Source organism: Aeromicrobium sp. 50.2.37 (assembly GCF_024655735.1).
In the GTDB taxonomy this organism is placed as follows: domain Bacteria; phylum Actinomycetota; class Actinomycetes; order Propionibacteriales; family Nocardioidaceae; genus Aeromicrobium.
The window spans coordinates 158,018-170,373 of sequence record NZ_JANLGG010000002.1 but is presented as its reverse complement, the minus strand read 5'-3'; the positions used below and the strand labels follow the sequence as shown (position 1 = coordinate 170,373).

At 71.9% G+C, this 12,356-nt stretch carries 10 protein-coding genes; 4 read left to right on the top strand and 6 right to left on the bottom strand.

The genetic code is table 11. The annotated features are described in order from the left end of the window. Nucleotides 1–498, bottom strand: a 498-nt coding sequence (locus NUV38_RS02470) for a DUF6716 putative glycosyltransferase (protein WP_257727598.1), incomplete at its 3' end; no start/stop codon positions are given. Nucleotides 499–578: 80 nt separating this feature from the next. Here NUV38_RS02470 and NUV38_RS02465 point away from each other — a divergent pair. Beyond that, nucleotides 579–1,988 (top strand): bifunctional cytidylyltransferase/SDR family oxidoreductase, encoded by a 1,410-nt coding sequence (locus NUV38_RS02465; protein ID WP_257727597.1) that lies wholly within the window; start codon nucleotides 579–581, stop codon nucleotides 1,986–1,988. A 3-nt stretch (nucleotides 1,989–1,991) separates the two neighbouring features. On the opposite strand, the gene NUV38_RS02460 is transcribed toward NUV38_RS02465, so the two are convergent. Continuing rightward, a complete protein-coding gene (locus tag NUV38_RS02460; RefSeq protein ID WP_257727607.1) occupies nucleotides 1,992–3,308 on the bottom strand; it encodes a DUF6716 putative glycosyltransferase in 1,317 nt (438 codons plus the stop codon). 186 nt (nucleotides 3,309–3,494) lie between these two features. On the opposite strand from NUV38_RS02460, the gene NUV38_RS02455 reads away from it, so the two are divergent. From NUV38_RS02455 to NUV38_RS02445, 3 genes are read left to right on the top strand one after another with little or no spacing between them, the layout of a single operon-like run. Continuing rightward, nucleotides 3,495–4,811: an acylneuraminate cytidylyltransferase gene (locus tag NUV38_RS02455; protein WP_257727596.1), complete on the top strand. Its 1,317-nt coding sequence runs from the start codon at nucleotides 3,495–3,497 to the stop codon at nucleotides 4,809–4,811. Further along, the gene (locus NUV38_RS02450; RefSeq protein WP_257727595.1) at nucleotides 4,804–5,691 is read left to right on the top strand and encodes an N-acetylneuraminate synthase family protein; all 888 of its coding nucleotides are present in this window, start codon (nucleotides 4,804–4,806) and stop codon (nucleotides 5,689–5,691) included. The genes NUV38_RS02455 and NUV38_RS02450 overlap by 8 nt, the downstream gene beginning before the upstream one ends. After that, complete coding sequence (locus NUV38_RS02445; RefSeq protein WP_257727594.1) at nucleotides 5,688–7,031, top strand: DUF6716 putative glycosyltransferase; 1,344 nt, start codon at nucleotides 5,688–5,690, stop codon at nucleotides 7,029–7,031. The genes NUV38_RS02450 and NUV38_RS02445 overlap by 4 nt, the downstream gene beginning before the upstream one ends. Nucleotides 7,032–7,042: 11 nt before the next feature. Here the strand turns inward: NUV38_RS02445 and NUV38_RS02440 are convergent, their stop codons facing one another. The 4 genes from NUV38_RS02440 to NUV38_RS02425 are packed head-to-tail and all read right to left on the bottom strand — an operon-like array spanning nucleotide 7,043 to nucleotide 12,331. Then, nucleotides 7,043–8,272 (bottom strand): CDP-glycerol glycerophosphotransferase family protein, encoded by a 1,230-nt coding sequence (locus NUV38_RS02440; RefSeq protein ID WP_257727593.1) that lies wholly within the window; start codon nucleotides 8,270–8,272, stop codon nucleotides 7,043–7,045. Between the two features lie 25 nt (nucleotides 8,273–8,297). Beyond that, nucleotides 8,298–9,437, bottom strand: a complete 1,140-nt coding sequence (gene glf / locus NUV38_RS02435; RefSeq protein WP_257727592.1) for a UDP-galactopyranose mutase — start codon at nucleotides 9,435–9,437, stop codon at nucleotides 8,298–8,300. Further along, complete coding sequence (locus tag NUV38_RS02430; RefSeq protein ID WP_257727591.1) at nucleotides 9,434–10,426, bottom strand: glycosyltransferase; 993 nt, start codon at nucleotides 10,424–10,426, stop codon at nucleotides 9,434–9,436. Before NUV38_RS02430 ends, glf begins: the two co-directional genes overlap by 4 nt. A 51-nt stretch (nucleotides 10,427–10,477) precedes the next feature. Further along, nucleotides 10,478–12,331, bottom strand: a complete 1,854-nt coding sequence (locus NUV38_RS02425; protein ID WP_257727590.1) for a CDP-glycerol glycerophosphotransferase family protein — start codon at nucleotides 12,329–12,331, stop codon at nucleotides 10,478–10,480. Between the last annotated feature and the right edge of the window lie 25 nt (nucleotides 12,332–12,356).

Below are 12,356 nucleotides of genomic sequence, written 5' to 3'. Positions count from 1 at the left end.
GCGGGCGGCCACCCGCAGGAACGGCAGCGTCGCCAGCGCCACCCGGTGCGGCACGCCGTGCCGCGCGGCGACCCCCGCCAGGTCGCGTCGTTCGCGGCGCGAGTGCACCACGAAGACGTCGGCGCCGCGCCGCAGGTTCACGTCGTACCACTGCACCGGGACGCAGACCCCGGCCACGCCCGTGATCACGACCGGTCGGCCGGGGGCGTCGTCGAGCAGACGGAGCACCGGCGGCACGGCATGGGCGCGCACGGCGAGGACCAGCACGTCCGGGCGCCACGTCGTGAGCGTCTCGCGCAGGGCGTCGGCGTCGGTCCAGGTGACCTGCTCGACGTCGAACCCCGAGCCGTCGGCGGCATCGGCGACCTGACGTCGGCTCGGTGCGGCGTGGCCGTCGAGCACGGCGAGGCGCGACGTCCACGACGTGGTCGAGGCGAGCGTCGCACCCCACTTCACGTAGGAGTCGGTGTCCGCCAGGACAAGGGCACGCACGCTCATGGCGGCCAGCCTGGCGCAGCGGAGCGAGCGGCAGGAGGACGGTGGGCGACGCCGACGTGAACGCAGGTACCCTTCCTCGGGTGACCGAACTGCGCAACGTGGCCGTGATCCTCGCCGGTGGAACCGGGACCCGGGTGGGGCTCTCCATCCCCAAGCAGCTCATCAAGATCGCCGGGAAGACGATCCTCGAGCACACCGTCGCCGCGTTCCAGGCGTCGCGGAACATCGACGAGATCGTCATCCTCATGACGCCCGGCCACCTCGACCCGGTGCGGGCCATCGTCGACGCGGGCGGCTACGACAAGGTGACCCAGATCCTCGAGGGCGGCGAGACCCGCAACGAGACCACCAGTCGCGCGCTGGCCGCGCTGGGCGACGACGAGTGCAACGTGCTGTTCCACGACGCGGTCCGCCCGCTGGTCTCCCAGACGATCATCGACGACTGCGTGGCAGCCCTGCAGGAGTACGAGGCGGTCGACACCGCCATCCCGTCGGCCGACACCGTGGTGCAGGTCGACGCGACCTCGGGCTGCATCGAGGACGTCCTCCCGCGCCACCTGCTGCGCCGGGGACAGACGCCCCAGGCCTTCCGGTCCTCCGTCATCCGCCGCGCCTACGACCGCGCCTGGGAGGACCCCGACTTCACGGCCACCGACGACTGCACCGTGGTGCTGCGCTACCTGCCGGAGGTGCCGATCACCGTCGTCGCCGGGCACGAGCGCAACATGAAGGTCACCGAGCCGATCGACGTCTACATCGCCGACAAGCTGTTCCAGCTGGCCTCGGCGGACGCCCCCGACGAGCTCGACGAGAACCAGTACCGCGAGGCGCTGGCGGGGAAGGTCATGGTCGTCTTCGGCGGCTCCTACGGCATCGGTGGCGACATCGCCGCGCTGGCGCGCGAGCACGGCGCCACGGTGCACACGTTCTCCCGCTCCTCGACCAACACCCACGTGGACCGTCGTGAGGACGTCGCCGCGGCCGCGAAGAAGGTGCTGGCCGAGTCGGGTCGGATCGACCTCGTGGTCAACACCGCCGGGGTCCTGCCGATCGGCGACCTCGCCGAGACGTCGGAGGAGACCATCTGGGCCGCCACCGAGATCAACTACCTGGCCCCGATCTTCATCGCGCAGGAGTTCTACCCGCACCTGGCCAAGCACCACGGCTCGCTGCTGCTGTTCACGTCGTCGTCGTACACGCGCGGCCGCAAGGGCTACTCCCTGTACTCCTCGGCGAAGGCCGCCACCGTGAACCTCACCCAGGCCCTCGCGGACGAGTGGGCCGGTGAGGTGCGGGTGAACTGCGTGAACCCCGAGCGCACCGGCACGCCCATGCGCACCAAGGCCTTCGGGGCCGAGCCCGAGGGCACCCTGCTGGAGTCCGAGGTCGTCGCCCTGCGGTCGCTCGACGTGCTCCTCTCGCCGCAGACCGGGCACATCATCGACATCCGCCGCGCGGACGGTCCGGCCGCCATCGGCGGCGGCAGCTGACGCTCAGATCCGGCCGAGGGCACGCCGGTAGAGGTGCCGCACGGGCCGCATGAGGGCCGGCGGGAGCAGCTGGGTGCCGGCGTGCACGACGGTGCCCCGGACGACGCCGTACCGGTGGCGACGCCGGGCCCACGGTCCCGGCGAGCGGGTAAGCGACCCGGCGGCGCGTGCCGCCTCGAGCTCGACGGCAGCGCGGAAGTACGGCGACGCGTGGACCAGTCGGGAAGGCCGCTCGCCACTGGCCAGCAGCTTCTCGACCCGGTCCACGATCGTGCCGGCCGACGACGAGGCCCGGCCTCCGAAGTAGCTGTCGACCCAGGCCGCGGCGGGCGTGCCGAGGTCGTCGTCGTCGATCTGGTCGAACGTGCGCAGCAGGTCGCTGTCGAGGAAGACGTGGTTGCCCAGCCGCTCGTGCACGCCCAGGTCCAGCACCAGTGCGACGCGACAGCCCGCGTCGACCGCCTCGAGGCACGCGGTCGAGGAGACCGTGAGCAGAAGATCGGTCCGGGGCAGCAGCTCGGGGATGGAGGTGTAGACGATCCGGAAGTTCGGCGGCAGGTCGACGTCGGCCAGCAGCTGCTCCGGGTGGTGGTGCATCCGGTGGAACGTGTCCTCGCCGAGTCGGTGTCGCGGCTTGAGCAGGACCTCGCGCTCCGGGTGTCGGCGGGCGTGCTCGACGAGGCGGCGGTACAGGTAGGTGCGGTCCCCGGCGCCGGAGGGCACCGTGGGCTGGTCGGCGAACAGCACCGTCCTCACCGGCGTCTCCCGCTGGGGCCGGGGCCGCGACGAGAGGAAGGGCAGGCCGCTCAGCACGAGGTTCCCGTCCGGGACGGCGAGCCGCTGGGCGGTGAAGCGGAACTGGTCGAGCTCGTGCCGGGCGTTCACCGCCACGACGTCGGCGCCGCAGCGGTCGAGGTAGCCGGCCGTGATCTTCTCGATGATGATCCCGACCCAGCCAGCGACGACGACCGGACCCGGCTGCAGGGGACGCTCGGCCAACGCGATGGTGAGCCGCCGGACCTGCGGTCCCGCGAGCGCGCAGACCACGACGTCCGCCGCAGCGGCTGCCTCGACGAGGTCGTCCCAGTCGGCCGTGCGCACCGTGCTGAAGCCGACGTCGCGGACCTGCTGGTCCGAGAGCGCACTGCGACCCCGCGGCGCCAGCACCTCGACCTGCGCCCCGCGGCTCTCCAGCTCTCGGCAGATTCCCGCGGACCACTTGAGCTGCGAGTCGAACCCGGCGATCGCCACGACCCGCACCGGGGCCTGTGCGCGGACGGTCGTGGCGGCGGCCGGGCTCGTCCGGCGGGCCTGTTCCATGGCGTTCACGGCGCCACGGTAGCCACGATCCTCGCGCGCTCCGGCCTCGGCGCGGGGTGGTTCACCCACTGTTGGTCCACGGTTCGACTCGTGGCCCACGGACCCCTCGAGGTGGTCGATCGACGTTCGTCGGCGGGTGCCGCGGCGTTCACCTGACGGACGGACGGCCTCCCTAGCGTCACCGACATGACCGAGCTCCTCGAGCGTCACCTCGACCCGACGTCCGTCGGCGTCGACACGCTTCCTGCACCGTCCTCGTCGCGTCCCGCGGTGCGCCGCGGCGGCGTGGTGGCCGTGATCCCCGCACGCGGTGGCTCCAAGGGCGTGCCGCGCAAGAACCTGCGGCCCCTCGGCGGCGAGCCGCTGGTCGTGCGCGCCGTCCGGACCCTGCGTGCCGTGTCGTCGGTCGACCAGGTGGTGGTCTCCACCGACGACCACGAGATCGCCTACGCCGCCCGCGCGGCCGGAGCGCTCGTGATCGACCGGCCGGCGCGCCTGGCCGGCGACGAGGCGTCGTCGGAGTCGGCCTTGCGCCACGCCCTCGCCGCGCTCGGCACCCGCGGCGCCGTCCCCGAGGTGACGGTCTTCGTGCAGGCCACCAGCCCCTTCATCGACCCCGACGACGTCGACCGCGCCGTGGCCTGCGTGACGACCGGCGGGTCGGACGTCGCCTTCAGCGTGGTCCGCACCGAGCAGCACGTGTGGCGGCTCGGCCCCGACGGTCCCGAGGGCGTGAACCACGACAAGCGCCGCCGCCAGCGTCGCCAGGACCGGGCCCCGGAGTTCACCGAGACGGGTGCCTTCTACGCCATGCGGACCCACGGGTTCCTCGAGCACGGTCACCGGTTCTTCGGACGCCTCGAGATGGTGGAGGTCTCCCCGCGCGACGCGCTCGAGATCGACACCGAGCACGACCTGCGGCTGGCCGAGGAGCTGTTCACGAGGCGCGAGGCCGAGAACAGCGACCCGGCGTCGTGCCCGCTGCGGGCACGCGCCGTCGTGACGGACTTCGACGGCGTGCACACCGACGACAGCCTCCGTCTGGACTCCCACGGCGTCGAGTCCGTGGTGGTCAGCCGGTCCGACGGCCTGGGCATCGGACGCCTGCGCGAGGCCGGGATCCCGGTGCTGGTGCTCTCCACCGAGACCAACCCGGTCGTCCGCGCCCGGGCCGAGAAGCTCGGCGTCGACGCGATCACCGGGTGCACCGACAAGATCGCCGCTCTCACCGCCTGGGCACGCGACCTCGACATCCCGCTCGCCGACGTCGCCTACCTCGGCAACGACGTCAACGACGTCGAGTGCCTGCGCGCCGTCGGCTGGCCGGTCGTGCCCGCCGGCGCCCACTCCGCCGCCCGCGTGGCGGCCCCCTACGTGCTCCGCCGCCGAGGTGGCGACGGTGCCGTCCGCGAGCTCGCCGACCGCGTGCTCGCCGACCCGCACGACAGCATCACGCAGGACCATCCGACCACCCACGAAGAAGAAGGGCCCGACCATGAGTGAATGGGTACAGATCGGTGAGGAGATCGTGGGGCGTCACCGCCCGACGTACGTCATCGGAGAGATCGGCATCAACCACAACGGTGACGTCGCCGTCGCCAAGAAGCTCATCGACGTGGCTGCCCTCGCGGGGGCGCAGGCGGTCAAGTTCCAGAAGCGCACCCCCGACATCGCGACGCCCGAGGACATGAAGCACACGCGTCGCGAGACGCCGTGGGGCGAGATGAGCTACCTCGAGTACCGCTACAAGGTCGAGTTCGAGACCGAGCAGTACGCCGAGATCGCCGCGCACGCCGCGGCGCAGGGCGTCGACTGGTTCGCGTCGCCGTGGGACGTCCCCTCGGTGCAGTTCCTCGAGGACATGGGCGTCTCGACGCACAAGGTCGCCTCGGCGTCGGTGACCGACCACGAGCTGCTGCGCGAGCTGGCCTCGACCGGCAAGCCGATCATCCTGTCGACCGGCATGAGCACGCTGGAGCAGATCGACGCGGCCGTGGAGATCCTCGGCACGGAGAAGCTGATCGTCCTGCATGCCACGTCGACCTACCCGCTGCCCCCGGAGGAGGCCAACCTGCGCACGATCCCGGTGCTCGCGGAGCGCTACGGCGTGCCGGTCGGCTACTCGGGCCACGAGCGCGGCCTGCAGATCTCGCTCGCCGCGGTGGCCCTCGGTGCCGTGGCCGTCGAGAGGCACATCACGCTCGACCGCACGATGTGGGGCTCGGACCAGGCCGCCAGCCTGGAGCCGCACGGCTTCATGAGCCTCACGCGGGACATCCGCGTGCTCGAGAAGGCCATGGGCGACGGCGTGAAGCGGGTCATGCCCGGCGAGCACAAGCCGATGCAGCGACTGCGTCGGGACACGTCGACGGTGGGTGCGTGACGGGGTCCCGCCCCCACACCGACGGCACGGCCGCGGACGTCGACGACCGTCCCCGGCCCAGGGTCCTGGTCGTCACCGACTCGGACTCCTACGTCAAGTACGGCGCCGCTCTCGCAGGGCGGCTGCCGAAGGACTGGGGGGCGCTGCTCGTCGTCGCGCGCAGCAGCGCCCTGCCCAGCCCGCGTCAGCTGGCGGATGCGCTGGAGGGCACCCGGTTCGAGGACGACACCGTCGAGGTGGTCGGGCTGGGGGACCTGAAGAGGCTGCTCGAGCAGTGGCGGCCCGACGTGCTGCTGCTCGCCGCTCGCGGCTACACGGTGCAGGCCACCGTCTCCCTGGTCGCGAACACGCCCGATCGACCGGTGCTGGTGAGTGGGCTCGCCGGCATCGCCGTGCCCGTGCTGCCCTACGGGCTGGGGTTCCGACGCTCGGTCGACGTCTTCGTCGTGCACAGCCGTCGGGAGCTGCGCGAGTTCGCCGTCGCGAGCCGCCGGCTGGCCGTGCCGCTGGGCTTCGAGCTGGCGACCATGCCCTTCATCGACCGTGCCCCGGTCGCTGCGGGCGCGGACGCCATGCGAGCGGACCCGTCGGAGCTGCCGCGGGACCGCATCGTCTTCGCCGCCCAGGCCCAGGTGCCGTCGGGTCGCCGTGACCGTGCGCACCTGCTGGACCGCCTCGTGGAGACCGCTCGTGCCCACCCGCGGCTCGAGGTGGTGGTGAAGGTCCGGGCGCAGGACGGCGAGTCCCAGACCCACCACGAACAGGTCTCCTACCCCGACCTGATGGCCGAGCGCCGGGTCGCGGGTGAGGACCTCCCGGGCAACCTGGTGGTCGAGAGCGGCTCCATGCGTGCCCAGCTGCGCCGGGCGGTGGGTCTGGTGACCGTGAGCTCCACCGCGGTGCTCGAGGCCGTCGCCGCGGACGTGCCGGTCATCGCCCTCGACGACTACGGGGTGGGCGCTGCGCAGATCAACGTCGTGCTGAAGGGCAGCGGCCTCCTGGTCGGCTCGGACGAACTGGTGGCCGGACGCTTCCGCCACCCCGACCCGGACTGGCTCGAGGACAACTACTTCCACCATCCCGACGACGACACGTGGGTCGCGCGGGTGGAGGAGCTGCTCGGGCAGCGGTCGTCGCTGGGACTGCTGCCGTACCGAGAGGTCCCGGCCGGCTGGATGAACCGGCTGCGGCGGCTGATGTACCGCCACTTCGCCTTCAGCCCCGAGAACCCGGGTCGGCTGCGCGAGCTGGAGCGTCGCTTCCTCGTGGCCGCGCAGTGGGTGAACCGTCGCCGGTGGCACCTGACGCGCCTGCTGCGTCGCACCGGACTCGCCCGCTGAGCGGTCCCGCGCTACGGGCCGGTGGCGCCCAGGGCCTGCTTCTCGGCCCAGAGCCGGTCGCGTCGGGCCATGACCTGCTCGCACGCGTCGACGAACCTCTGCGTGGCAGCGCCAGGGGTGACGTCGGTCAGGTAGTGGGACACGAGCGCCGTCCGCGCCTGGCGGGTCGGGTCGTCGGCGAGGTGGTGCGCCACCAGGGCGGCGTGGTCGTCAGCGTGGCGGACGCGAGGGAGCAGCTCCAGCATGCGGCTCGCCGGCGTCGGCACCCCCGGCACGGTCACGAGCATCGGCTTGCCGGTGGGGAGCCAGTTGAGGGGGACCGCCGACACGTCGGTCACGAGCAGGTCGGCGTCGGCGAAGGACTGCTCGAGCGGGACGCGCAAGTCGACCCGGTCGGCCGCCTCGCGGACCGCCGCGTCGGCCGCGCCGTACTCGGCCCGCACGACGCCGTTGAGGGGGTGCGGGCGGTAGACGACGCGGTAGGTCGGCTGCAGGGCCCGGACGAGCTCGAGGCCCAGGACGTCGACCGATCCGTACGACACCGACGGCTGCGAGGCCTCCCACGTCGGGGCGTACAGCACCGTCGGTCGCCCGGCCGGGTCGGGCGCGGGTACGACGTTGGGGGAGCCGTCGAGCTGGGGCTGGCCGATGAGGATGCTGCGCTGCTCGGCGTCGTAGTCCATCACGTGCGTGGCCGTGCGCTCCAGGGCGGCTCGGCCGGCGAGGAAGCAGTAGTCGTAGGCCTTGACCTGGTTCGAGACCGACACGCCCTTGTCGCTGTCGCCGTGGCCGAGGTAGACGTGGGCGAGAGAGGTGAAGCGCAGGCACTCGAAGTTGATCGGGTCGTGGTTCACGTAGAGCGCGAGCCGCACCCGGCTGCGGCTCAGGATGGCGTCCAGCTGCCCGTAGGTGGCGAGCGTCAGGCACGTCACGCCGGCGTCGTCGCCACTCCCGGCGAGCGCGGTGCGCACCGCCGCGGCCGTGCGGGAGTCGCGGAACACGATGGTGACCGGGTGCGTGGTGCCGAGGGCGCGGAACGCCGGCAGCCACGGCAGCAGCTGGTACAGCGTGTCCTGGCCGGTGGGGTGGAAGACGATCACGTCGGCGGCGAGCGGCTGCTCGAGCTCGGCGACGTCGACCCGCTTGTCGGGCATGCCGGTGGGCAGGAAGCGGGAGCGTCGGATCCGGCCGATCAGCCAGAGGCGTACCCGGATCGCGAGACCTGCCCGTGCGCCGCTCACCCGGACACCGGCGTTCGTGCGGGGGTCATCGGGTCAGTGCGTTGTCGACCATCGACAGCGCCGAGCCGATGGCCATGTGCATGTCGAGGTACTGGTAGGTGCCCAGCCGACCACCGAAGTGCACGTCGGGCTCGTCGGCCACGAGGGCGCGGTAGGCGAGGAGACGTTCGCGGTCGGCGGGCGTGTTGACCGGGTAGTACGGCTCGTCGGTGGCGCCGTCGGCGAACCGCGAGAACTCCCGGACGATCACCGTGGCGTCGTCGGGGTAGTGGGTGCGCTCGGGGTGGAAGTGGCGGAACTCCAGGATCCGCGTGTACGGGACGTCGGCATCGGCGTAGTTCATCACCGACGTGCCCTGGAAGTCCCCGACGCCGAGCACCTCGGTCTCGAAGTCGAGCGTGCGCCAAGACAGCGGACCGTGCGCGTCGCCGAAGTAGCGGTCGACGGGCCCGGTGTAGACGACCGGCACCTGGCCGACCGTGGCGTCCTTGGAGACGGCCGAGGAAGGGTCGAGGAAGTCGACGTCGAGGGTGACCGTGATGTTCGGGTGGTCGGCCATCCGCTCCAGCCAGGCCGTGTACCCGTCGACCGGCAGACCCTCGTGGGTGTCGTTGAAGTACCGGTTGTCGTAGGTGTACCGGACCGGCAGGCGGCTGATGATCTCGGCGCCCAGCTCGGTGGGGTCGGTCTGCCACTGCTTGGCCGTGTAGCCCTTGATGAACGCCTCGTAGAGCGGCTCGCCGATCAGGCTGATCGCCTTCTCCTCGAGGTTCGCCGGGGTCCCGGTCTGCCGGGCGGCGTGCTCGACCACCCAGGCACGCGCCTCGGCGGGCGTCATCGACGAGCGCGTGAACTGGTTGATCGTGCCCAGGTTGATGGGCAGCGGGAACACCTCGTCGCGATACGTGGAGTACACGCGGTGCTGGTAGGGCGTGAACGCGGTGAAGCGGTTGACGTACTCCCACACCCGCTCGTTGGAGGTGTGGAACAGGTGCGCCCCGTACCGGTGGACCTCGATGCCGGTCCGCGGCTCGGCCTCGGAGTAGGCGTTGCCGCCGATGTGGTCACGACGGTCGACCACGTGCACCTGGCGACCCTGCTCGGCCATCCGCTCGGCGACGGTCAGCCCGAAGAAGCCCGCACCCACCACCACGAGGTCGGTCATCGCCGCACCTCCGGCTCGGTGGCCGGGGGGAGGGCCGGCGGGACGTCGGCCGGGTCCATCGGCCGCCACGTGTCGTCGCGCCAGATCGCCCGGTTGGCGCGGAACCCCCGGACCAGGTCGCCGACGCCCTTGAGGGTGTGCTGCACGACGACGAGCCGGAACACCTCCTTGGCGAGGGTCAGCGCGGTGCCGAGGCCGAAGCCGAGGCGGTTGAGCTTGCCGTACTCGCGGAAGTACTTGCCGACGTAGGCGCGGTTGCGGATCACGTGGAAGCGGAACAGGGGGGACCCGTCGTTGAGGTGCCGGATGCCCAGGTTGACCTGCTGCTGCTCCCGCTTGCGCTTGAGCACGAACTCGTCGACGTACACGACCGTGGTGTGCTGGGCGGCCAGCCAGGCGTAGGCGGCGTCGTCCCAGGAGATGAAGAAGCGCGGGTCGGGCAGGCCGATGAGGCGCACGACGTCGGCGCTGACCAGCATCCCCTCGAAGGTGCCCGAGTTCGTGACGGCGTAGCCCCCGCGGTCGAAGTCCTTGACGCTGTAGGGGAGCGGGACGCCGAGGAACTGGTTGAACTTCGCCTGCCAGTAGAAGGGTGATCCGTCGAAGTCGTAGCGCCGGCCGTGGATGCAGCCGAAGCGCTCCATCCAGGGGGCGAAGCGTTCGAGCGCGTCGGGGAGGATCTCGACGTCGTCGTCCATCAGCCACACCCAGTCGGCACCCAGCTCGAGTGCCACGCGGGTGCCTTCGCTGAACCCGCCCGAGCCGCCCGTGTTCGTGTCGAGCCGGCGGTTCACGAGCACGCCGTCGGGGAACGAGGCCTGGGCGTCGGCGATCACCTGCTGGGTGTCGTCGGTGCTGGCGTTGTCGACGACGACGATGCGCCACGCCGGCGTCGTCATCGCCGCGGCGCTCTGCAGGAGCTCGGCGAGGAACGCGGACCGGTTGAACGTGACGATCGCGATCGCGATCTTGTCGGGTGCCTCGGTCACCGGGCCACCCTACCGTCCGGGACGCCCGTCACCGGGAGGCCCTGACGCTGCCTACTCGACGTCGCCGAGGCCGTCGTCGGAGTCGCTCGGGTCATGGGACTGGGTCTGGCCGAAGTACTGCTCGCGCTCGGTCTCCGCGCGGGCGATGAACGCCTCGACGCTGGCGCGGAAGGACTCGAGGGTGCGCTTCTCAGGAGCCCCCAGGAGGTAGGTGGCGAGGCGGGTCCGCTCGGCCGCGCGCTCGTCGGCGATCCGACCGGTGGCGACCTGCACGAGCTCCTCGATACCCGTGCCGTCCGGGGCCACGACGGTGGCGGCCGACGCGGAGGGGTACTCGGCACGGAAGGTCGTCTCGTCGAGCGGCGCGTCGCCGTGCCCGGTGTGGTTGAACACGGCGATCGGCTTCTCGCTGGCCAGGAAGTCCGAGACCACGCTCGAGACGTCGGTGAACAGGGCCGTGGCGCGGTTGAACCACGGCTCGATGGGGCCGCTGCGCACGACCTTGTGGTCGATGCCGGAGGAGGCCGCCGCCGCGCGCACACGTGCCGCGATCGCGGCGTCGACGGCCCGGTACTTCGCGTCACGCCGGCCGGTGAAGGGGTGCGGCTTGTAGACGAGGCGTGCCGGGGTGGGTGACGTGATGACGGCCTCGACGATCCTCGCCCCGACGGCGGAGACCGACGAGTACTCCTGAAGGGTGTTCACGCCCTCCCAGGTGGGGGCGTAGAGGATCGTCGGCACTTCCTCCTCGCCCACCCGCGGGCTCGAGGAGATGGAGTGCACCTGGGGGCGGCCGACGAACCGGAACTGGCTCTCGTGGATGCCCAGCCCGGACTTGCGGTAGCGGTCGGCACCGGCCTCCCCGGCCACCCACAGCTCGTCGTAGACCCGGGAGAACGGGTTGGCCGAGGCCGACTTGTCGCTGTCGCCGTGGCCCACGAACGCGCTCATGATGTGCGGCAGGCGCAGCAGGTGGATGTTGTTGCCCGTGTTCGAGGGGTAGAGGGCGACGCGGACGCTGGCGAAGTCCAGCATGAGCAGCTCGCCCGCGTTGCCCAGCTGCAGGGTCGGCAGTGCGGTCTCACGGATCGTGTCGAAGAGCGGCGCGTCGCGCAGAACCACCAGCACGCGACGGTCGAGGGCCTCGAGCGACTCGAGCCAGGTGTTGACCTGGTAGGCCGAGCCGAGCGGACCGCTGAGGTGCAGCACCACCTCGGGCCGGTAGTCGTGGAGGAAGTCCTGCACCTGGCGCAGGGCCGGGGTGAAGCCGGTGGCGCGCTTGGCCTGGCGCATCCGCCACGACGCCTGGGCGTCGGGGACGGTGACGTAGGCCAGGGCGGCGACGGCGAGCACGCCGACCAGCAGGACCGCCCAGAACGGAGCGCCGAGGGGACCGACGACGAGCACGGCCGCCTGGGCGAGGCACACCTCGAGCACCCGCGCCGGCGGCTCGGCCGCGATGGACGGGTCACCCGGGATGTTGCGCGTGCGCAGGGGGCGCAGCGAGCCGACCCGGCGGTACTCGTGGTGCAGGGCGCGCCCGCACAGGGCCACGAGCACCGCGAGACCGACGAACGCCGTCGACGTGTGGGCCGCGCGCCCGTCGGGCAGGTTCAGGAGCGTGAGCACGGCGAGGAGCCGCACCACGAAACGGACGGGGATGCCGAGCGAGGCCTGGTGCAGCCCGGTCCGCACGGCGGGCGGACCGGTGAGCAGCAGGTACTCGCCGACGAGCGAGAGCGCCACGAGGGCGAGGGCGACCCGCTCGGTGGCCACGGAGTCGACCACCAGGACGAGCAGGAGGGCGACGGCGGGGAGAGCGAGGCTCAGCAGGAGCGTCACGCCGGAGCGCGAGACGGCCACTCGGGCCAGCCGGCCGGCGACGGCAGAGGGGCTGGAAGGCATCCGGCGACGGTAGCAGCGGGATCGG